General features: G+C 48.5%; 19 protein-coding genes and 2 pseudogenes. 17 read left to right on the top strand and 4 right to left on the bottom strand.

The features are described 5' to 3' along the window. Window positions 1-187: 187 nt before the first annotated feature. Entirely contained in the window at window positions 188-808 is a 621-nt protein-coding gene (locus tag PLA01S_RS06850; RefSeq protein WP_127590972.1) for a DUF1796 family putative cysteine peptidase, read from the bottom strand. A gap of 446 nt (window positions 809-1,254) precedes the next feature. Between PLA01S_RS06850 and PLA01S_RS06845 the strand changes: the two are divergent. The 6 genes and pseudogenes from PLA01S_RS06845 (at window position 1,255) to PLA01S_RS06820 (ending at window position 10,881) form a co-directional block, all read left to right on the top strand. Then, window positions 1,255-2,610 (top strand): annotated as a pseudogene (locus tag PLA01S_RS06845) (MFS transporter). 232 nt (window positions 2,611-2,842) lie between these two features. Next, a complete protein-coding gene (locus PLA01S_RS06840; protein WP_127590970.1) occupies window positions 2,843-5,101 on the top strand; it encodes a helix-turn-helix domain-containing protein in 2,259 nt (752 codons plus the stop codon). 334 nt (window positions 5,102-5,435) lie between these two features. After that, window positions 5,436-6,389: an ABC transporter permease gene (locus PLA01S_RS06835; RefSeq protein WP_127590968.1), complete on the top strand. Its 954-nt coding sequence runs from the start codon at window positions 5,436-5,438 to the stop codon at window positions 6,387-6,389. 19 nt (window positions 6,390-6,408) lie between these two features. Continuing rightward, window positions 6,409-7,302 (top strand): carbohydrate ABC transporter permease, encoded by an 894-nt coding sequence (locus tag PLA01S_RS06830; protein ID WP_127590966.1) that lies wholly within the window; start codon window positions 6,409-6,411, stop codon window positions 7,300-7,302. A gap of 62 nt (window positions 7,303-7,364) precedes the next feature. Continuing rightward, window positions 7,365-8,963 (top strand): extracellular solute-binding protein, encoded by a 1,599-nt coding sequence (locus PLA01S_RS06825; RefSeq protein ID WP_127590964.1) that lies wholly within the window; start codon window positions 7,365-7,367, stop codon window positions 8,961-8,963. 532 nt (window positions 8,964-9,495) lie between these two features. Continuing rightward, window positions 9,496-10,881 (top strand): MATE family efflux transporter, encoded by a 1,386-nt coding sequence (locus PLA01S_RS06820; protein WP_100536410.1) that lies wholly within the window; start codon window positions 9,496-9,498, stop codon window positions 10,879-10,881. Window positions 10,882-11,031: 150 nt separating this feature from the next. Here PLA01S_RS06820 and PLA01S_RS06815 read toward each other — a convergent pair whose 3' ends face one another. Then, on the bottom strand, window positions 11,032-12,651 hold the full coding sequence (locus PLA01S_RS06815; RefSeq protein WP_127590962.1) for an FAD-dependent oxidoreductase: 1,620 nt from the start codon (window positions 12,649-12,651) through the stop codon (window positions 11,032-11,034). 136 nt (window positions 12,652-12,787) lie between these two features. On the opposite strand from PLA01S_RS06815, the gene PLA01S_RS06810 reads away from it, so the two are divergent. The 7 genes and pseudogenes from PLA01S_RS06810 to PLA01S_RS06780 all read left to right on the top strand — a co-directional run bounded on the left by PLA01S_RS06810 (window position 12,788) and on the right by PLA01S_RS06780 (window position 16,171). Then, on the top strand, window positions 12,788-13,048 hold the full coding sequence (locus tag PLA01S_RS06810; protein WP_100536412.1) for a metal-sensitive transcriptional regulator: 261 nt from the start codon (window positions 12,788-12,790) through the stop codon (window positions 13,046-13,048). Window positions 13,049-13,180: 132 nt separating this feature from the next. Next, on the top strand, window positions 13,181-13,408 hold the full coding sequence (locus PLA01S_RS06805; RefSeq protein WP_100536413.1) for a sulfurtransferase TusA family protein: 228 nt from the start codon (window positions 13,181-13,183) through the stop codon (window positions 13,406-13,408). Window positions 13,409-13,508: 100 nt separating this feature from the next. Further along, a complete protein-coding gene (locus tag PLA01S_RS06800) occupies window positions 13,509-13,994 on the top strand; it encodes a DsrE/DsrF/DrsH-like family protein (protein ID WP_127590960.1) in 486 nt (161 codons plus the stop codon). 45 nt (window positions 13,995-14,039) lie between these two features. Next, window positions 14,040-14,405, top strand: a complete 366-nt coding sequence (locus PLA01S_RS06795) for a rhodanese-like domain-containing protein (protein ID WP_127590958.1) — start codon at window positions 14,040-14,042, stop codon at window positions 14,403-14,405. Window positions 14,406-14,436: 31 nt separating this feature from the next. Continuing rightward, window positions 14,437-14,733: a rhodanese-like domain-containing protein gene (locus tag PLA01S_RS06790; protein ID WP_127590956.1), complete on the top strand. Its 297-nt coding sequence runs from the start codon at window positions 14,437-14,439 to the stop codon at window positions 14,731-14,733. Between the two features lie 140 nt (window positions 14,734-14,873). Next, window positions 14,874-15,422 (top strand): annotated as a pseudogene (locus tag PLA01S_RS06785) (sulfite exporter TauE/SafE family protein); the annotation flags it as partial. A 140-nt stretch (window positions 15,423-15,562) separates the two neighbouring features. Continuing rightward, the gene (locus PLA01S_RS06780) at window positions 15,563-16,171 is read left to right on the top strand and encodes a class I SAM-dependent methyltransferase (protein ID WP_127590954.1); all 609 of its coding nucleotides are present in this window, start codon (window positions 15,563-15,565) and stop codon (window positions 16,169-16,171) included. A gap of 13 nt (window positions 16,172-16,184) precedes the next feature. Here the strand turns inward: PLA01S_RS06780 and PLA01S_RS06775 are convergent, their stop codons facing one another. Continuing rightward, window positions 16,185-16,988 (bottom strand): helix-turn-helix domain-containing protein, encoded by an 804-nt coding sequence (locus PLA01S_RS06775; RefSeq protein WP_127590952.1) that lies wholly within the window; start codon window positions 16,986-16,988, stop codon window positions 16,185-16,187. 248 nt (window positions 16,989-17,236) lie between these two features. Between PLA01S_RS06775 and PLA01S_RS06770 the strand changes: the two genes are divergently transcribed. The 4 genes from PLA01S_RS06770 (at window position 17,237) to PLA01S_RS06755 (ending at window position 21,785) form a co-directional block, all read left to right on the top strand. Beyond that, on the top strand, window positions 17,237-18,697 hold the full coding sequence (locus PLA01S_RS06770; RefSeq protein ID WP_127590950.1) for a sulfatase family protein: 1,461 nt from the start codon (window positions 17,237-17,239) through the stop codon (window positions 18,695-18,697). Window positions 18,698-18,780: 83 nt separating this feature from the next. Continuing rightward, on the top strand, window positions 18,781-19,785 hold the full coding sequence (locus PLA01S_RS06765) for a formylglycine-generating enzyme family protein (protein WP_127590948.1): 1,005 nt from the start codon (window positions 18,781-18,783) through the stop codon (window positions 19,783-19,785). A gap of 165 nt (window positions 19,786-19,950) precedes the next feature. Then, on the top strand, window positions 19,951-20,733 hold the full coding sequence (locus PLA01S_RS06760) for a DeoR/GlpR family DNA-binding transcription regulator (RefSeq protein WP_164817341.1): 783 nt from the start codon (window positions 19,951-19,953) through the stop codon (window positions 20,731-20,733). Window positions 20,734-20,783: 50 nt separating this feature from the next. Beyond that, window positions 20,784-21,785, top strand: a complete 1,002-nt coding sequence (locus PLA01S_RS06755; protein ID WP_127590944.1) for a phosphotransferase — start codon at window positions 20,784-20,786, stop codon at window positions 21,783-21,785. Between the two features lie 108 nt (window positions 21,786-21,893). Here PLA01S_RS06755 and PLA01S_RS06750 read toward each other — a convergent pair whose 3' ends face one another. After that, window positions 21,894-22,490 carry a YjgB family protein gene (locus PLA01S_RS06750; protein ID WP_127590942.1) on the bottom strand — a complete coding sequence of 199 codons (597 nt, stop codon included), beginning with the start codon at window positions 22,488-22,490 and terminating at the stop codon, window positions 21,894-21,896. Window positions 22,491-22,520: the final 30 nt, after the last annotated feature.

Below are 22,520 nucleotides of genomic sequence, written 5' to 3'. Positions count from 1 at the left end.
AAACATCTCTCCTAAAAAATAATAATCATCATTAGCGGCTAGCGCATCATGACAGGATGACCGGACTCACGACAAAAAGCACCCGTAGAAAGGCGCTATTAAACGCCAGACTTACGGGTGCTTCCTTCGTAAGAGCTCCGATTCACTTTTAGTAAATATACAGGAAAATTTTGGTTTTGTCAAACGTTTATTCCCCTGAAATGAGCGAAAATTTTCCAAGAATGGTCTTCCAAGCCTCCAAATCACCTTCCCATGTGGGTCCTTTCGGTATTTGCTTGATGAGCACCCGATCCGAGAATGAGGGAAGGGTTACAATACTCGGACTGCTGCTAAGCATGACAAATAACAGGGTTACGTTCGGATTGGAGTAGGTTTCACGAATAACCTGATCAATCGTCTCAGCATCTTTTTTATGCGGGATGATCCGCACGAGCAGAGTCTTTTGTTCAGAATTCAAGTTGCGGTTAAAGCGCTCGATTCTTCGATCCAGCCGTTCGCGAAAAACGGGGTAGTCATATAAAGGCCGCTCCTCCGGATCGTTCTTGAAATCATGGAAGGATAAACAGGAAGATCGTTTGTCTCGTACATAGTAACAGTTTACGGATTTACCATATATGACCAGGTTATCCCGGAGCATGAAATCGCTGAATTGATGTTTAATGACTTTACAAAACTCGTGTGTTGAAGCGAAGTTGAACCAGTCCAACGGACCCGCTGCATGACGCAGCTTGTTTCTTCTTAGCTGGGCGGCAACCTGACAGTTGTGACCCAGACTGAAAATGGCATCAAACTCCATAGGGGTTGTCATGCTACCAAACCTCCTTGAATCTATCATTAGATATCCTATGCAAATAGATAGAGTTGGTATGGAGTAGTGACCATGGTAGGTGTGGAGAGCAGACGCTAGCCACCGTTTAAGCTCACGGTAGAAGGGGCTGATACTTAGAGAGGAGGTGCCGCACAAAAACGAAGCACGGATATGGCTAGCGCTTCGTTTTTTCATATATTTATATTTTCGGGAATGGATGTCTGCCCGTTTAGAGGGAAATTCACGGATTACAAATTTTCCTAAACCGTATGTTATATAAAAATAGAAATTTCTAAGGAGGATTATTGCATGCGGCAAAAAACATTGATTTGGGTACAAAATTTGAGGGAAATCGCATCATTGACCCTATAAACTGCGTATTCCCCTAATTTTATGGGGGCAACTACCAAGTGGAAGAGATTACTCAACCAAGCCAAAAATTACGGATCACAAATGTGAAAGGCGCCTTTGCCTGGCTGGGATTTTTGGTATTTTTCAGCGTTTTGAATGAAACGGTGTTTAATGTGGCACTACCGGATATCGCTAGACAATTTCAAGTGGAGCCATCGACTGCCAATTGGGTCAATACAGGCTTTATGCTGTCGTTCGCCATTGGTTCGTTTGTGTACGGAAAAATATCGGATCTGTACGGGATCAAAAAAATGCTCATGATAGGCATCGTAACGTACGGCAGCGGGTCTATCCTGGGATTAGCGGCACATGCCTATTTACCTGCTGTGATTGCGGCAAGATTTATTCAGGGGGCGGGAGCCTCTGCCATCCCTGCACTGGTCATGGTCATGATTGTGCGTTATTTCGATGCAAAATCTCGCGGCAGAGCTTTTGGTCTTATAGGATCGCTGGTTGCAACGGGCGAAGGAATCGGGCCTGTCATCGGAGGCGTCGTTGCCCATTATGTGCACTGGTCCGTGTTGTTTGTTTTTCCTCTTATGACGCTTGCAACGATTCCGTTCTTTTTATGAGTGCTGCCGGATGAAACCAAACAGAAAGGGAACATGGATGTTACGGGAGCAGCTCTGCTCTCGATTGGCGTAGTGCTATTTACCTTGTTTACAACCGATGAGCATTGGATGTATCTGGCTGGCTGTTTAGCAGCGCTCGTACTATTCGCCGCACGTATCAAGCGGGCCTCAAATCCATTTATCGAACCGTATTTATTCGTAAGGAAGAAGTTCATCGCCGGAACGGTCACGGGCTGCATCATTTTGGGCATGGTTGCGGGATTTCTGTCCATGGTGCCTTATCTGATGAGAAGCGTCCATCATCTGTCAACAGGCATGATTGGCGCGGGTATTATATTCCCTGGTGCCATGAGCGTCATGCTGTTTGGCATGTTAGGGGGCATACTCGTCGATAAAAAAGGTCATCATCTTGTGTTCTATATAGGATCCTTGATGATTATCGGTGGTTTTTTAACCATAGCTATGCTGGCGGATCAATCACCTTGGATTGTTACCGCCATGCTTATTTTTGTATTTGGAGGCCTTTCTTTTGTGAAGACGGTGATTTCAACCGTCGTTTCCGATGCTCTGGAAGAGAAAGAAGCGGGAGCAGGGATGGGAATGCTTAATTTTGCATGCTTCTTATCGGAGGGGATCGGAGTTGCGATCGTAGGAGGTTTACTTTCCAGACGATTGCTGGATTTCCCGCTTCTTCCAATGTTATGGAATGCTGTGGCAGACTTGTACAGCAACTTGCTGCTTCTGTTTTCAGTGGTTATCGTAGCTGGAAGTATGCTCTATACATTGGCTTATATCCGAAAAAGAAGCAGACGAATCTAAAGTATAGAAGCACATATGTGATCCAAATCCCGATCTCTCTTGTAACAACGGAGAGAGCGGGATTTTTGGATAACAAGCCTTTTATACGTCATGGTTAGCTGCCACTTCTGTATTGACTAACTTACGAATAACGCCTATATTGTACGAATAATAAATGGAAGGAGTTGTATTATTTAAAGAAAAACTGCATTCCAGTCTAATTTGCTGCCATAACTAATATTGGAGGAGAACAATGAGGCGCAAACGAACCAATTCTCGCTTGTTCTATCAATTTCTACTGTCGCATGTACTGATTTTTGCCATACCGTTCATTATACTTAGCGGTGTCGTGTATTATAATGCGGTCGTACGATTCAAAAGTGAAATTGAGTCATCCAATGTATACAAGCTGAACCAGGTCAAGAATACGTTCGACTTATTGGCACGCGGTCTGGACAACACCGCTTCAAGGATTTCGATTGATTCCGAACTAACCCCATTCGTAGTGAAGAGCGGGAAATACAAAGAAATTGAAGTTGTGGATGAGCTGGGCAAATATAAGGCAAATAACACGATTGTCGATGAAGTTGCGCTTTATTTTCATGGGGATGAGCGGCTGTATACTTCGTCCGGAATCAACTCATTCGATACATTTGCTAAACGGGTGTACGGATTTAGTGACCTGGACGGGATCCGGCTGGACGAGGAAATGAGCCGTCTTCAGATCCCTGAAATCCGTCGTACCCAAACTACTGTTTCGGGCAGCAGCCAGAAGCAAAACGTGCTGATGTATATGTTCCCGATTCCACGCAATAGCCAATCGCCTTACGGCACGGTTAGCTTCTTCATTCGTGAATCGATGCTGACCGAACTGGTGGGTCCTATTTTAGGAGACTTTAATGGCAGCGTTTACATTTTGGATTCCAAGGACAACATTCTGGCTTCAAGGAGCCGCGAGAATGACCTGACGGAACAGGATGCCAAACAGTTACTTGTCTCCAAGGCCCAGGATGGCATTCACGATGCCAAGCTGGGCGACGAACATTATTCTCTAATGCAGGCTAAATCAAATTTGACGGGTTGGTCTTATGTCATCGTTATGCCAACCGATCAGTTTTTGGGAAGGGTACTGGAAATGCGGACCTTTGTATTACTCATTTGTGGTGCAGTTGTCGCCTTCGGGATTCTGATCGCTGTACTGCTCTCTACTAGGCAATACCGTCCGATCCGGAACATCGCAGATTATGTACGGACTTTACAGGTATGGACGCATGGAAACGATGACAGCCGCCATAATGAACTCGACTTGATCCGCGATTCCGTTCAGGCGACGCGCGACCTGATGAAGAGAATCGATGAACAGCGTCCGATTGTGCGTGAGCAGTTTTTCGTCCGACTGATATTAGGTTCGATCAAGGATGAGGAGGAGACGATAGCTTTTTTGTCCAGGGAAAATTTGGCGCTTCCCGGAGAGAACTGCTTTGTGACCGTTATCCAGATGGACAGGAGTGAGTACATATCCACGCAGAACCGGGAAGAGCTGCTGCGGCGGCTGTCCGAGATATCCATGACGGATGCGGTTGGGTATGGAGTAGAACTCATACCAGATCAGTCCATCGCCATCCTGATTAGCACGGGCTGCAACGAATCATGTGTGCGCCGAGTCCAAGAGGATATTGCAGTCGAAATTGCTCGGCTGTTCGAGCATTGCTGCGGATTTCGGCCAACGGTCGGTATGGGCAGCCCAGTATCCGGGCTGATTCATGTGAATCGGTCTTACATTGAAGCTTCTGCTGCTATGGAGCAAAGCGGTCGGATTCGCAAAGGGGAGATCGTATATTTCGCTGATATGTCAGAGTGGCAGGAAGGCAGTGAGTGGTACCCGATCGAAGAGCAAATCCGCCTTGTGCAAAGCATGAAGCAGGGAAACAATACAGCGGCCAAAACCGCTCTGGCTAACATCATGCATGATTTAGAAGGAAAAGAAGTATCCTTGTTCTACTTCCGCTGTATGAGTTTTGATCTGATCAACACGTTTCTCAGAACGATGAATGAAATGAAACTGGGTATTCCTCAAGAGTATCGAAGCCATTTGGCGGAATTCACGACCTTGAAACAACTGGATGCGGGGATGACCGGACTCATCGACCTCATATGCGATTATGTGCAGGCCAATAAAGAAAGCAAGAACACCGCCATGGGAACAGAGATTTTCCAATATATTGAGCAGCACTACCAGGAATATGACTTGAGTTTGGAGAAAATCGCCGATCACTTCCAGATGTCCATATCCTATTTCAGCCGTTACATGAAAGACCAGACGGGGTATACGTTTACCGAATATGTTACCCATCTTCGCATGGAGGAGGTCAAACGGCTGTTAAAGAACAGCGACCTGACCATTAAAGATATTGTTGCCAGTGTTGGCTATTCGGACGTCTCCAATTTCATGCGCAAATTTAAAAATACAGAAGGTATTACGCTTGGGCAGTACCGGAAACTGTATTCGTGAGTACCAAGCTGTAAATCTTCGTATAATCTTTCGATAAAACGCGTGCTTCTACTCGAAATCTTCGATTCGAGAGAACGCGCTTTTTTTGTCCATTAGCCTTGGGTCGGGCAGGAGATAAGCCTTGATAAAGAAGGATGTACAGCATTGTAAAGAATCGACAATCCAGAGCAAGAACGACAAATTTACATGGATTCGGCTTGTCGCGGGAGGCAATGTAAAGAGTAACAACCACAGAACAATTTCTACAGATTTACGATTACATATTCGAACAGGTAGCATGGGATTTATTAACTGCGGTTCACCAGTTCAATTTGAGAAAGGGGTTGGTTGGTTCATGACAGCCAAGACACTGCGTGCTACCAAAAGGGTGGGGCGCGGGCTCAGGAAAAGCGGATGGAAGTCGGTTCTCAAAAATTGGGAATTGTATTTATTCGTTCTGCCCACGATGGCCTATTTTATTGTATTTCATTATTTCCCGCTGTATGGCCTGCAGATTGCCTTCAGGGATTATGCCCCTAGTTCGGGGATATGGAACAGCCCTTGGGTGGGTCTGGAGCATTTAAGGCGCTTTTTCGATTCTTATTATTTTTGGGATCTGATCCGGAACACGGTTGGCATCAGCTTGTATGAAATGATCGTCGGGTTTCCGATCCCGATCATGATCGCGTTAGCGCTCAATGAGCTGAAGAACGGGGCATTCAAAAAGTGGGTGCAGACCGTAACGTATGCACCTCACTTTATATCCGTAGTTGTCATGAGTGGCATGATTATCGCTTTTCTGTCTCCGGGAACCGGTTTAGTCAATTTAACCATCAAGGCTTTGGGTGGAGAACCTGTACAATTTCTGGGCGAACCGGGCTGGTTCAAATCTGTGTTCGTACTCTCCGGTGTATGGCAAAGTATGGGCTGGGGGACGATTATTTACCTGGCGGCGCTGGCTGGAGTCGATCCCCAGCAGCATGAAGCGGCGATGATCGACGGAGCCACCCGGATGAAGCGCATATGGCATATCAATCTTCCGAGCATCTTTCCTACGATGGTGATCTTGCTCATTCTGAACGTAGGGAGTTTTATGTCCGTCGGATTTGAAAAAGTATTCCTGCTGCAAAACCCACTGAATCTGGAGTCGTCAGACGTTATCTCCACATACGTATACCGAAGCGGGCTTGTGCAAGGCCAGTTCAGCTTCTCGGCTGCGGTTGGCTTGTTTAACTCGGTTATTAATTTCGTACTGCTGCTTACCGTTAACCGGATCGCCAAGAGGGTAAACGAGACAAGTCTATGGTAAAGGAGGGGGGGAGACAACCATGAATAGGAAACTCAGATCGGACAGAGTGTTCGAAATCATCAATTTCATATTTTTGTTCTTTATCCTGATCATCGTTTTATACCCGCTCGTATACGTTATCAGCGCCTCGATCAGTGATCCTGTCTATGTGAATCAGGGGACGATGTGGCTTTATCCCAGAGGCATTACGTTTGAAGGGTATCAGCGCGTGTTTCAAAATCCGGAGATTTGGTCCGGTTACAGAAACACGATTTTGTATACGGTTGCAGGAACAGCCATCAACCTGCTGTTTACGATTCCAGGGGCCTATGCGCTCTCACGCAAAGATTTGAAAGGCCGCGGGATCATGATGGGTTTGATCGTATTCACGATGTTTTTCGGAGGCGGGCTGATTCCATCTTTCCTGCTCGTCAGCTGGCTTGGAATGCTGAACACCGTGTGGGCGCTGCTGATTCCTAATGCAGTTGCAGTGTATAACCTGATTATTTGCCGCACATTTTTTCAAACCAATATTCCGAAAGAGCTCCAGGAATCTGCCGAAATCGATGGCTGCTCCAATACCGTTCTGTTTCTGAAAATCGTGCTTCCGCTCTCTGCTCCAATCATCGCGGTCATGGCCCTTTATTATGGGGTGACCCACTGGAACAGTTACTTTAGTGCCATCATTTACTTGAAGGACCGCAGCTTGTATCCGCTTCAATTAATTTTGCGTGAAATACTCGTACAGAATCAGATGAACGATACGATGCTGATGACCGGAGACGACATGGAAGCGATGGCCAAACAAGCCCGAATTGCCGACATCATCAAGTATGCCGTCATGATCGTATCCAGCTTGCCGATTATCGTCATCTATCCGTTTATGCAGCGCTTTTTCATGAAAGGTGTGCTCATAGGCTCCGTTAAGGGTTAACGGCAAACTCGGAATTTCACAACGATGAACCATATAAACTCATAGAGAGGGGAAACAAAGTTATGAAAAAATGGTTAAAAGGGAGTATCTGTATCATCATAAGCGGCGCAATCCTGTTAGCCGGGTGCAGCCCGGGCAATAAAGCGAATCAAGCTGGGAATGAGAGTGGGGGAGAACCGAAAAATTTCAATGCCAGCGGCTACCCGATTGTAGGTGACAAAATCACTTTGACGATGATGGGAGCGAAAGCGGCCATTCACGGGCCTTGGGAGGACATGGTACTATTTAAGGAAATGGAAGAAATGACAAATATCCATTTTAATTTCAATACGCCTCCTGGAGCTAATTATCAAGAGGCTAAGAATCTGGCTTTCGCAAGCCAGCAATTGCCTGATGTGTTCTTCAATGCTGGTCTTACACCTGACGATGAAGTTACATACGGCGGCCAAGGTTATCTGGTTCCGCTGGAAGGATTGATCGAGAAGTACGCGCCGAATTTCAAAAAGCTGATGAATGATAATCCGGATATCAAAAAGTCGATCACCACCGTGGACGGACATATTTACGCCCTCCCGCTCATTATCGACGAGCCGCGCGCGTTTGTTCCGAGCAGACTGTGGCTGAACGGGGACTGGATGGAGAGTTTGGGGATTACGACGGAGCCAACGACTACGGATGAACTGTATGAGCTGCTGAAGCGGTTCAAAAACGAAGACCCCAACAAGAACGGCAAAAATGACGAAACCCCGTTATCCAGCGAGAAACTGGGGGGCTTCCAAAGTGTGCTGCTGCCAGCATTCGGCTTGCTTGGCCGTGAAGTGGAGGTAAAGGACGGGAAGGTCCGCTTCAATCCGGTGCAAGATCAGTACAAGGAATATCTCGCTTACTTGAACAAACTGTTCACAGAGAAGCTGATGGATGGGGAAACCTTTGTACAGACGTCCCAGCAAATGACGGCCAAAGGAAATTCGAATCAAATCGGTGCTTTCCCACATTCATCTCCAGATCTCGTCCTGAAGGTCGACAAACCGGAAGACAATTTAAAGCACCCTATGCTTGGGACGCTGACCAGTCCGGTCAACAGCGTAAAGCTGGCGCTGAAATCATCGAAAATCCGCCGTGGTACATTCGCGATTACGAGTCAGAATAAGTATCCTGAGGCGACGATGCGGTGGGTCGATTATTTGTACTCCTCCGAAGGCAGCAAACTCGGGATTTACGGAAACAGTATCAAATGGCTGGATGACGCCAAAACGAAGTGGGAGTTCGATTTCCCTGAAGGAATGAACAGTGAGGAATATCGGGCGAAGTTAACCCCGGACTGTGGTGGACAACTGCCATTGATCAAGGAAAGAAAATTTGATGCTATGCGTGACAACGGCAAAGGGCCGGATTACAACAAAATGGTTGACGAGAAGTTAAACCCTTATGCGTTGCCAGCATACCCGGATGTGTATTTCAGCAATGAAGAGCAAAAAAGGCTGAATATCATTAAGACGGACATTAAAACCTATGTCGATCAAATGGAAGCGAAGTTTGTCGTTGGTCAGGAACCGCTCACGATGTGGGACGATTATGTGAAGATGATTAACAAGATGGGTCTGGAAGAAATGCTGAAGATTTATCAGGATGCCTATGACCGCTGGAACAAGTCGGAATAATCAAGAAAAGGTGTGACTGCAATGACGGAAGCGAGTATCGTATGGGAATAGAAGAGCACGCATTGGAATGCATTAGTCCACGAAGCTTGCCATAACAGATCATTGGAAGGGTACGCAGCTTTGCCAAAAAAAGAGATCCACCCGGTAAAAGGTCTTTCAGTACTGCATCGGAATGATGACGGAGGTTGCGAAAAGTACAAACTTCGAGTGTGCTTTATGCCACTTAGCTTCTGGATGGCTGTCGAAACGTCTTCGGAAAGTCTAGACTCGCATGTTCCTCCGTTTATCAGCGGTTTACGGTCGTTTCCTGCGGCTTGCATTCGTTGACAGATCACGGGTCTGGTGATATCCTCCAATCAAAGACGGGGTTAATCCGGGATCAAATGAATCAATCCGTATTGTCCCCTTGGCGAGGGAGTAAGCTCTCCCAAGCGGAACGGTTACGGCTGCCATTTCTAAATACCGTAAGCCTGAAGCTCTTCGCATGAAGAGTTTTTTCTTTTATATTACAACGAAAAGAATGTGATGACAGATGTTGGTTCGATTACGAACCCAAATGAACGGTTTGCTTCAACATCATTTAACCGGGGAGTCGATGGACTACCGGCAGATTTTTGCTTTATTTTTCCCGATATTGATCGACCAGGCATTCATCATCGGTTTGAACCTGGTCAATACGGCCATGATCAGTTCGTCGGGTGTATCGGCGGTCAGCGCCGTGAACATGGTGGACTCTCTGAACATCTTCCTCATCAATGTGTTCGTGGCGGTGGCAACCGGGGGCACCGTCGTCGTGGCGCAGTATAAGGGAAGCGGCAACGCGATGATGGTATCCCGGGCTTCTGCGGCCACCGTTACATCGGTGGCTATGATCGCTTTAGCGATCGCGCTGCTGATCATTGGGCTTCACCAGCCGGTGCTGAATCTGCTATTCGGCTCAGCGTCACCCGAGGTGCTGGAGAGTGCGCGAGTGTATCTGATCGGAAGCAGTACTTCCTTCATCGGAATTGCCATCGTGCAGGCCGTTTGCGGCGCGCTGAGAGGGATCGGCAAGACTCGGGCTTCACTGGCGTTGTCGCTGATCATGAACCTGCTCTATGTTCTGCTCAACATCGTGTTCATCACGCTGCTGAATATGGGCGTTATGGGCATGACGCTGGCGATTAACATCGCCCGTTTTGCCGGTGCGGCCTGCGCGCTCTACTATCTGTTCAGAGTGGATGCCACACTGCATATCCGCCTTCGGGATCTGTTTCATTTTCCGATATCGATGCTGCGCAAAATTATGTTTATCGGGCTTCCGTTCGCAGCCGAGCAGATGTTTTTTAACGGGGGAAAGCTCTTGACCCAAGTGTTTATCGTCAGCCTAGGCACTTACGCCATTGCAACGAACGCGATCGGGTCTTCACTTGCGGCCGTCTTCCAAATTCCAGCCAGCGCGTTGTCCTTAACGATTGTGACCGTCGTCGGTCAATGCATTGGCCGCGGAAATATAGCGGATGCCCGGAAGTTCATCAAATCTTTTTTGTGGCTTGGCGCAATCTCGCTCGCCTTCATGGGTTTGATTTTGATGCCGCTCTACCGGCCGCTGGTCGGGCTGTTTAACCCGCCTCCGGAAATCGTGAACGATCTGTTTGTGGTGCTGTTGATTAACACCCTGGTACAGGTTCCGCTATGGTCGATAAGCTTTATACTGCCTTCGGCGCTGCGTGCGGCAGGCGACTCGCGTTTTACATCAATCACTTCGATGCTGACCATGTGGCTGTTTCGGGTGATTCTCGGTTATATTATGGGGATCGTTCTGGGCTGGAGCATTCTTGGCGTATGGCTAGCCATGAACTGTGAATGGGGCGTCCGGGGAGCGGTCTTCCTATGGCGCTTCCGCGGCAAGAAATGGTATGCGCACAAGCTGATTTAAGCCATTATCTATTTCATATAAAGAAGAAAGCCCCGGAATTCCGGGGCTTTCTTGCATGTTGTATTTTTGTTGCAAGCAGCATATCCATCGCTTTCAGACCGATTTAGTTAGGAAGGATTATGATTGCTCGTAAACCGATGCATATGTTTTCTAGCCGCCGTCCAGGTTCTTAACCCGGAATCCATGCTCGGCCAAAATACGCGCCGCCAAATATCCGCGCAGCCCAACCTGGCAAGTCACGTACAGCGTTTCATTCTCCGGCAATTCCTTCAGCCGGCTGCGCAGATCGTTAAGCGGAATGTTGATGGAACCTTGGATATAACCCGCTTCCCTTTCCTTAGGTTCACGGACGTCGATCAAGGTGGCGCCGTTTTCAACCACATCATCGATTTCATGCCATTGTACCGTTTCAACCAAGCCATCCAGGATGTTGGCGGCAACATATCCGGCATAGTTTACCGGGTCTTTGGCGGAGGAATAAGGGGGCGCGTAGGATAGCTCCAGTTCCGTCAAGTCCCATACGCTGAGATTCCCCTTGATCGCAGTAGCAATGACATCGATCCGCTTATCCGCGCCATCTGCTCCAATCGCTTGCGCCCCATAGATTTGACCTGTTTCCGGATGGAATAACAGCTTCAAGGAGATGGGATACGCCCCGGGGTAGTACCCGGCATGCGACGAGGGGTGAATATGGATAGCTTGATAAGGTGCACTTACCTGCTTGAGACGTTTTTCATTGATACCCGTAGCCGCGACCGTCAGATCAAAGACCTTGGCGTTCGACGAACCCAGTGTGCCCTTGTAGCTATTGTTTTTACCATAGATATGATCTGCAACAAGTCGGCCCTGTCGGTTGGCAGGCCCTGCGAGCGGAATAAAGGCCTGGCTCTGAAGGACGAAATCCTTCACTTCGATTGCATCGCCGATCGCATAAATGTTCGGGTCGGTGGTCTGCATAAATTCGTTAACTTGAATCCCGCCGCGATCATTGACGCGAAGTCCGGCATATGACGCCAGCACACTCTCGGGCCGAACGCCTATCGAAAGCAAGGTCATCTCGGTTGATATTCGTTTGCCGCTGGAAAGCTCAATTTGATGGCCACCGTCATGAAACGTTTGTACGCCGTCCTCAAGAATCAAACGGACTCCTTTTTCCTGAAGATGCGACTGGACGATCGCGGCCATTTCGTAGTCGAGCGGAGCCATTACCTGGTTCGCCATTTCGATGACTGTCACCTGAACGCCGCGATCCGCCAGATTCTCGGCCATTTCCAGCCCGATAAACCCGCCCCCGACAATAACGGCTTCCTTCGGCTGGGCTTCATCCACGTACTGCTTGATCCGGTCCGTATCCGGGATATTCCGCAATGTGAATACGTTACGGGCTTCCGACAAGCCGGGAATATCCGGCACCATTGGCTTCGCGCCGGGTGACAGGATCAGATAATCATAACTCTCGGTGTAGGTTTCGCCGGTATTAAGGTTTTTAATCGTAACCATTTTCTCATCACGCAGTATGGACGTAACTTCGCTAAGATTCCGAATATCCAGCCCGTAGCGGCTGCTAAGGCCGGGCACGGTCTGCACCATAAGCTTATTGTGGTCCTTTATAGTTTCTCCTATATAGTAGGGGAGACCGCAATTTGCAAACGAAATATATTCCCCGCGTTCCACTACAATAATGGTAGAGCTCTCATCCAATCTCCGCAGCCTGGCAGCTGCCGAGGCCCCACCAGCCACACCGCCGACAATGATGATTTTTTTGCCCATCGTATATTCCTCCCTGAATTTGGAGCGTATTATGAATTGATTATTTTATACCCTATGGGGTATTATAACATGTATCAGCACCGAATGGTGTGACAAATATCAGGCACGACATAAGTACAGATAGGAGGGGTTCGAGATGGATTACGATGATCAAATGAAGAATCGGGTAAAACGGATTGAAGGTCAGCTGCGCGGCATTCTGAAGATGATGGAGGAGAACAAAGATTGCAAGGAGGTCATAACCCAGCTGTCGGCCACTCGGTCGGCTATAGATCGGACGATTGGCGTTGTAGTCAGCTCCAATCTTGTCGAATGTGTACAGAAAGCCGAAGAGAGCGGGCAGGATACAGAGAAGTTGGTGATCGAAGCGGTAAATCTGCTCGTTAGAAGCAGATAATTGAAGGGATGGTTCCTACACCCCGCTCCAGAATGGGAAAATGAACAAGATTGACATGATATTCGACATGGTTTTATATACCCCTATGGGTATATAAAATAATCGTCCATTAATCGAAGGAGGAATATTATCATGAACGCGGATAAAGTATTGGATGCGAAGGGCTTGGCATGTCCCATGCCGATCGTGAAAACAAAAAAAGAAATAAAAGAGATGGAACCGGGTGAGGTCCTTGAGATTCATACGACGGATCAAGGCGCAAAGAGCGATCTGACGGCATGGGCCAAATCGACAGGCCATGAATTGTTAGACTATCAGGAGGAAGGCGACGTACAGAAATTTTGGATTAGGAAGGGATAATTTTTTTTGAATTACAATATACCCATATGGGTATGTGTGATGTCTGATGTCTGATCCAAGAACGGAATTTCATTATTTTTTTACAGGGGGAGATCTTAACGTGACGGAAACAAAAAAGACAACGATCGTATTATTCAGCGGCGATTATGACAAAGCTATGGCTGCTTATATCATCGCGAACGGTGCTGCGGCATACGACCATGAGGTGACGATATTCCACACCTTTTGGGGATTGAATGCCCTGCGCAAGGACGAAGACGTGCTGCTGCCCAAGAAGAAGAGTTTCATGGAAAAAATGTTCGGGAAAATGATGCCGCGTGGGTCCAATAACATGGGACTTTCCAAAATGAATTTTGCCGGCATGGGTCCCAAAATGATAAAGGATGTGATCAAGAAACACAATGCCGTACCGCTTCCGCAGCTGATCGAGCTGGCGAAGGAGCAGGACGTGAAACTGGTTGCTTGCACCATGACGATGGACCTTCTCGGTCTGCAAAAAGAAGAGCTGTTTGAAGATATTGAATATGCGGGGGTGGCAGGTTATTTGGGCGATGCCCAGGATGGCAATGTCAACTTGTTTATATAACGAAAACAGCGGCGACGAATGCGTGCATAAAGAGAGGGAATAAAGATGGATCTACTCCATATCATGTTCATTGCACTTATGATTATGTTTATCGTATGGAGAATTCTCCCGGCCAAAGGAGTCAGACAGATTACCGCGGCACAGCTGAAGCGTGAGCTGAAGGACGTCAACGCAAACAAACAGTTCATCGATGTCCGGACGCCTGGAGAATTCAAGGGAAATCACATTCGGGGTTTTCGCAATATTCCGCTGGACCAGCTCTTATTGAGCAGTGAGTCGCTCTCAAGAGAGAAGGAAGTGGTATTGATCTGCCAAAGTGGCATGCGGAGCAACAAAGCCAGCAAAATATTAAGGAAGTCAGGCTTTGAGAAGGTGACCAATGTCAAGGGCGGCATGAGTGCCTGGTCTTAAAAGCTTAAAGCAAGAAGGAGTGTTGATTAACATGAGAGAGATTTCTCCCAAAGAAGTAGAGCAGAAGCTGAATGATAGGATCGTCATGAATATTATCGATGTGCGAGAAACGGAAGAGGTCGCAGAAGGGAAAATTCCAGGCGCCGTCAACATTCCGCTCGGTTTGATTGAATATCGCAAGCAGGAGCTTGATCGGTCGAAAGAATATGTTATGGTATGCCGTTCCGGTGGCCGCAGCGGCCGGGCAGCGCAATATTTGGAGAGCCAAGGCTATCGAGTCGTCAACATGACGGGGGGCATGCTCGAATGGGAAGGCACAACAGAGTAATCAGGTTTCCTTGAAAAAGAATGGGTGTGTTTGGCCCCCTTTTTTTGAAATGAAATATACCCATTGGGGTATATGATTGCCCGACAAACAAAACATTGGAGGTTCGATGTGATATGACGACAATGGATTCGAATGTAAAGCTGAATAAAACGCTCATTATCCATATGGGTTCAGCTATTTTGCTTGGCAGCTTCATCGGCGGCTTCGGCTCTAAAATGATGAGCGAGAGCAGCATAAATCTCATCTGCGGAATATTGGCGCTTATCGCGGCCATTATGATGTTCATCCCAAACAAAGGGGTGGACGATATCCCGCTGGATCAGGTCAAATTCAACAAATGGCTGGCTGCCGGGCTGGCGCTTTTGGTCGGAATCGGAGCAGGTATCGTCGGAGCGGCAGGTGCTTTTCTGCTCGTTCCGATCATGCTGGTTGTGTTGAAAATTCCGACCCGGATGACCATTGCAACCTCGCTTGCGATCACCTTCATCTCATCCATCGGTTCGACGGTGGGCAAGCTGACCACTGGCCAGGTGGACTATATCCCCGCTCTCATCATGGTTGCCGCCAGTCTGATCGCTTCCCCTCTAGGTGCGGCGGCAGGCAAGAAGATGAACACAAAGGTCTTGCAGATCCTATTGGCTGTCTTGATCCTGGCAACGGCCGTCAAAATTTGGCTGGACATTCTATGATATGATGGCGGGCTCCGGAAAGCAGTATGGTTATTCCAGAAGTTCGTACAATATCATCGATGCGGTAGGAATGGTAAGATGGGTTTAGCTTTCGTGTGTACAGGGTTACATTGATTTCAAAAGAGAGAGGTGCTCAAACGATGAATCCATGGAATGAACGGTTTCAGGGAGATGATTACGTATTTGGAACGGACCCGAATGTATTTATAGCCGACATGCATAAGAAATTAAGCTTAACGGGCGACGCACTGGCTATCGCGGAAGGAGAAGGACGGAATGCGGTGTTCCTGGCCCGGGAAGGGATGAACGTAACCGTATGGGATTACGCGGAATCCGGCCTTAACAAAGCCCATCGACTGGCGGAAGCCAGCGGTGTTGAGATTCGTACCGAGCTTGTGGATCTGCACGATGCGCAGTGGAAGCAGGATCAATGGGATGAGGTTATATGCGTGTTTGGACATTTTTCCAAGGAATTAAGAACGAGGACTTTAGCGGGCGTGAAGGCAGCGGTGAAGCCTGGAGGATATTTCCTCACTGAAGTGTACTCCCCGTACCAGATTCCTTATCGCAGCGGGGGGCCGCAAGATCAGCAGTTTTTGTACGCCCCTGGGGATTTCCTCGAAACTTTTGCGGATTGGCGGATTGTCCATTTTTTCATGGGTGAGGTCGTCAGGCAGGAAGGGCAGGGGCATCAAGGCTTGTCTCATGTCATTCAGTTTGCAGGCCAGAAGCCGCCAACAACGGTATGACAATCAGAGAGGATTAGGTGAAGAGCTTGGATACATCGGACCGATCGCCCTGCTGCACATAGTCGGAGGGTGACAGACCGGTGTATTTTTTAAACATGCGATAAAAATAGGACGTGTCATAATAACCCAGATAGTGGGCGATATGAGCGATCGTCATGTCCGAATGAAGCAGCAGGTTGCACGCTTCCAGCACGCGCAGCTGGTGCATATACCGAATCGGTGAATGACCGTACACCTCCTTGAAGAGGGCGGTGGCATAATTCGGGGAACGATGAATTAACTTTGCGAGTTTATCGATTTCGATCGGTTCGCGGTAGTGCTCCAACAGATACGATTTGATGGTATCCGCATAGTTTCTTTTGCTTGGTGGCAGCTCGGTCTTCTCGAGTTCACGGGCCAGCATGCCCATCAGCTCCTGCATGATGCCCTGACAGATCATGGCGCGGTAGCTTTTGCCGCCCCGCATTTCCTCGAATAAGCGCTCACAGCGACGGTAGGCATATTGAATATGCGCGAGATTGAATTTAAGGCATCGTCCCTCATCCAGAAACGGGATGCCTGTGGATTCATGCGGATCCATCGTAAAGAGAATGGTGTATTTCTGATGAGGGACGCCATTCCAATTGCCTCCGCTCCGCCTTGTAGATCGCGGGATGAAGAGTACGTCTTCTTTTTCAGCAATCATCTCCTCCCCGTTGATTTCATACCTCACTTTGCCTTCTCTTACCACAACAAGGACGTTGTAATCAATCGTCTCAAGCTGAGTCCGCCAGTTCGGAATATTATCATCAAAATTTACGCTCATCAGCTGGATCACATGAAAACACCTCGCAGTGATTTTATACCTATAGCCTAGCATATTCATGCTTTCAATGAGTAGGGGGTTGTTAGTTTTTATGCTCCTGCTAATTAAAATCGTAGTAGAATCGTACAACAAATTAACGAAATGTACATCGACTCTGGACAGAGCATTGGCCTATAATTTCAGTCAACTGCAGTCGTTTTGTAAACGCTGACATATATCCAGGGTAAGTGAATTCAGACGAGGAAGGAAGCGATGAGGAGATGAGAGTATTATTGCTGGATTTGGATTCGACCAGACCGGATCACTTAGGATGCTACGGATATCACCGGAATACGTCGCCGAACATTGACCGAATAGCGGCGGAAGGCGTGCGTTTTGACAATTATTATACCTCGGACGCTCCGTGTTTTCCTTCAAGAACCGCGCTGATGACCGGCAAATTCGGCATTCATAACGGCGTCGTAGGCCATGGGGGCTCGGCAGCCGATGTGCGGCATGAAGGCATTACGCGGGATTTCCGCGATAAACTCGCTTCGGAGAGTTTTCCCGCTATATTCCGCCGGGCCGGCATGAAAACCGCGTTGATCAGTCCGTTCGGAGAACGCCATTCCGCCTGGACCTTCTATGCGGGCTTCAATGAAATGTATAATACAGGTAAGGGCGGCTTGGAGTCGGCAGAGGAAGTATCTCCGGTCGTGCTGGATTGGCTGGATCGTAACGCCGATGAAGATAACTGGATGCTCTATGTGAACTTCTGGGATCCGCATACACCTTATCGGGCACCGCAGTCGCTGGGAAACCCGTTCGAGCATGATCCTCTCCCGGATTGGATTACCGAAGAGGTGCTTCAGGAGCATCAGAAGAAGGTCGGCCCGCATGGAGTGAATGAAATTAACATGTATAATAGTGAAGTATCTCCCAATTTTCCGCGTCATCCCGGAGAGATTCGGACGATGGAGGATTTGCGGACGATGGTGGACGGCTATGATTGCGGCATTCGGCATATGGACGAGCACATCGGCGCCATCTTTGAATTGCTGGAGAACAAGGGAGTGATGGATGATCTGATCGTCATCATTACCGCGGATCATGGCGAGAACATGGGCGAGCTTGGGATTTATGGTGAACATGGCACAGCGGATCAGGGAACCTGCCGCATTCCGATGATTATTCGGGGGCCTGGCATCATGAAGGGAGTAACGGATCGCGAGCTCCACTATCATCTGGATCTTCTGCCTACGATGGCGGAATATTTGAACCTTGCACCGGCACGAAGCTGGGATGGCATCAGTTATGCGGAGAGCTTGCGAAGCGGGAAAGGCAGCGGCAGGGAGTATCTGGTGGTCTCTCAATGCGCCCATGTCTGTCAGCGAAGCGTGCGATTTGGAGAATGGCTCTACATTCGAACGTACCACGACGGCTATCATCTGTTCGACAAAGAAATGCTGTTCCACATCACCGAGGACGTTCATGAACAGCACAATCAGGCCTCTCAAAGGCCGGATCTTTGCAGGGAAGCCGTCTACCTGCTGAATGAGTGGCATGATCATATGATGTCAACGATGCCGTTTGACGTGGATCCATTGTGGACGGTCATGAAGGAGGGGGGACCTTACCATGCCAAAGGTCATCTGCCCCGGTATATCGAGCGTTTGAAGAACACGGGCCGAGGTGAAGCGATTCCGGAATTGATGCGTCGCCATCCTCGGGAGTTCGTGTAATAATAATTATAGCAAGTGAAGCAGGATAACCGCTCCGATAGTGGTTGTCCTGTTCTCCGTATCAAGCATAGGAGGAACTTAGCATGGGAGAACAACATTCTTGCTGCGCCGGCTCCCGAGCGAACGTGCGGTTAGCGGAAACCGATCAGAAGGAGCAGCTTGGCAATATTAGAGAAGATGAGGATCATGAACAGTCTCTTCCTGATCTCCATACCGACATGGTCATGCTGCCTGGAGGGACGTTTACGATGGGCACGAATTCGCAAGAAGGCTTTCCGCGTGACGGCGAGGGGCCGGCTCGCAGCGTAACCGTTTCCGGATTTGAAATCTCACCGTATGCCGTTACGAATGAACAGTTTCAACGCTTTGTGGAAGCAACCGGTTATGTTACGGAAGCGGAGCATTTCGGATGGTCGTTTGTATTTGAACTGCTGGCTTCGGAGGAGACAAAGGCAAGAGTCGCACAAGTTCCGCAAGAAGTGCCCTGGTGGCTGGTGGTCGAAGGTGCATATTGGGCAGCACCCGAGGGAGCGGATTCGAGCATCGAAGACCGGATGGACCATCCGGTTGTACATATATCCTGGAACGATGCCATGGCATACGGCCGTTGGGCAGGCGTGAGGCTTCCTACGGAAGCGGAATGGGAGTATGCGGCTCGCGGCGGTTTGGAGGGCAGGACCTATCCATGGGGCGATCTGCTGAAGCAGGACGGAGAACATCGATGCAACATATGGCAGGGCAAATTTCCGGTCAAAAATAACGCCAGCGACGGGTATATCGGAACCGCGCCGGTGGATGCCTATAAACCGAATGGTTACGGACTGTATAACATGTCCGGTAACGTATGGGAATGGTGCGGCGATTGGTTCAGCCCGTCTTATCATCAACAGACCTCGGATGTAAATCCGTTCTACGTGGAGCCAAGCGGCAGAAGGTCGATGCGCGGCGGTTCGTACCTGTGCCACAGATCCTACTGCAACCGGTACCGAGTCGCGGCACGCAGCGGGAATACGCCCGACAGTTCGACGGGCAATTGCGGTTTCCGTGTTGTGAGGGACACGAAGGATATGCCAACGGTTGTACTGTAATTATTACGAATCATTCGGAAAATTCACGCTAAAAAATGCATATAAACGAATTAAAATGAAGAATTTATCTGGTAAAACGGAATAAAAACGAATATAATTGAGGTGTGAAGTGGAAAACAAATGAATATTCAGGAGGGAAGATGTATGGTGCAAGATCAATCAGGAATGTTTGCCGAGGAACGTCGTCAGAAAATTCTTGCTTTGCTGCATCAAGATAAACGGGTGATTGCCAAGGACTTGGCCGAGCGATTTGAAATATCGATTGATTCGATTCGCCGGGATCTGACGATCATGGAGGAGCAAGGCTTACTCCAGAAAACGCACGGAGGCGCGATTCCTTCCATGAAAGTCAGACAACCGCCCCTGGTCCCGGAACAGCGGTATGGTGAAGGGTCTCCGGAAGGGAACGCCATTGCTCAATTAGCCGTTTCATACGTCCGAGAAAAAGACACGTTGTTCATTGGCAGCAGTTCGCTTACCTATTTACTGCTGAAGCATCTTCCGGAGCAAATGCCCTTGACGATCGTGACCAACTGCATGCGTGTAGCAGAAGCCCTGCGCGAGCGCGAATGGATTGACACCTATTTGATTGGCGGGCGGGTGAAGCCTTCCGGAAATATTACGGACGTGCTTGCTAACGAATTTATTCGTCAATTTAAATTTGATATCAGTTTCGTTAGCGGAGGCGGTATTTCCGATGAGGGAATATTCGTGGCTACTCCTGAAGTTGCCGCTTTTGGTCGCGCGGTCTCTGCCGTATCCCGCCGCAGAATCGGCATGGCAACGCATCGGATCCTCGGACAGGATGGCTTTGCCAGAGCCGGCGCCGTCGAAGATTTGGATGTGTTAATTACCGATCAGAAGGCGGATCAGGAGGTTATGGACCGGATTCAGGATCTTGGCGTAAAGGTTATTGTGGCGAAAACGGAAGAAGTTGCACAGAAATGACGCTTCATTTGATATAACTGAAGATTTAAAAGGGTAAGAGAGGTAAAATCATGATTCAGCATCTTCTGCAAGTCTACTGGCCAGAGTGGAACGGTGAACTGGTTAAAGGTCCGACGGGCTGGAACAATACGACCCACTTTATTCATAACGAACAACGCCGCTCGGTCATGCGTATTTACAATACACATCGAGATAAGGCAAGAATCGAATTCGAGTTTGCGGTTCTGGACTCGCTGCAGCAGGTGCCGCTGAGTTATAAGATTCCGGCTCCTCTTCCTTCCGCGTCTGGCGATAAGATGGTTCGGGTTCAGGATGGGAGTGATCGTTACGCCTGCCTATTTGCATATATTGAAGGAGTGCGTCCGGAAGAAGGCAGCACTCAAGCAGCGTATTCCTTCGGGGAGAAGACCGGGGAACTGGTAAATGCCCTTGCGGCTTGTTCAATCGGAATGGAACCGGTGTACCCACCTTATTTCGAGCTGCTTCAGTCTTATCCTGCATGCAGCGAAGCGTTCATTCTAGATTTTTGCAAGCAGCCGCCAATGGAGTTCAAGGATCAAGCAGAGGCACTTCATATACTAAAAGAAGCATACGCCGATATATGCAGCAGGCTTGAATCTTTAAAAAATCTGCCGCAGCAGCTAGTGCATTGTGATCTTAACCTTTCGAATCTATTGGTAGACGCAGATCACCCGCATACGGTTACCGCTTTGCTTGATTTTGAATTTTGCACATGGGATGTAAGAGCGATGGAGCCTGCGGTCGTCATCTCGGGATTTTTGGGAATCGCGGACGAGAGGAAGGCCATAAAGCAGTTTTGTGAAGGATTTGCCAGCCGCGTTCGGCTGAACGCAGAGGAGATTGCCGCGATTCCGGTTCTCATGCGCTTGCGTATGGTTGATGTATTTCTGCATTTTTTGAGCCGCTATCAGGAAGGGACCGATGAGTCTCAAGTGTTAAGTGAGCAGGTGTATATGCTAGCTGCTGGATTTAAGCGGATGGAATATAGTCAGGAGTGGCTGGACGATACATTGTTTCAGTATTTGCTGTAAAAATCTATACATGTATCAGAAAAGCCCGGCTCTCTAAGAGACCGGGCTTTTCTGATGTTTTCTGGACAGGTTAACCATAAATTGGGGAGTGAGAGTTTCTAATCTCGGTTATTTTTTCAGCAGATTAATATGGTCCAGCTCTGTGCTGCTGTTAAAGATGAACTCCAATTTGTAATCTCCCCGGTTGTAAGTGAGCTTGGTTTGCTTGACTTTTCCGGTTTTGAAAGTGGTTGTGGCGTCCGGTGCAAACCAGTTCTGCTTCAGCATTTTCATGGTGATGCCGCCGATGTTCGTCTGCCGCTCCACGTTCGTGCCAAAATAACGCATCTCGCGGATTTTGTTCAGTTTATAGGAAAAGGCGTAGCCTGGATTCCCCATGTTGGCCCCGTATACATCGAAGGCGTCGGCATGCTTGCCTGCCACGGAAGGCTCGCCAATTGCTTTATAAACATCCTGCTTTGTGCTTTTACCGATCGTTAATCCGCTGACGGCACCAGGAAATTGTCCCTTTAATGCGGGTTTATAGAAGCTGTTGAGCGTCTTGAGCGCATGCTCCGCAGCATAATCGCCGGCATTGGCCGCCGTAGCCGCTTCTGCTTGCTGCAGCGGAAAAACAGCATGATTTACACCGATTGCACTTACACCGAAGACTCCTGCGATGGTCAAGGCGACGATTGCTTTTTTTGCTGGTTGTTTCAAGTTCATGTTGCATCCTCTCCTTTGTAACAACTAATT

This window comes from Paenibacillus lautus NBRC 15380, from assembly GCF_004000945.1.
In the GTDB taxonomy this organism is placed as follows: Bacteria; Bacillota; Bacilli; order Paenibacillales; family Paenibacillaceae; genus Paenibacillus_AQ; species Paenibacillus_AQ lautus.
Note: the sequence above shows the minus strand (reverse complement) of the source record. Positions and strands in the feature narration are given on the sequence as shown.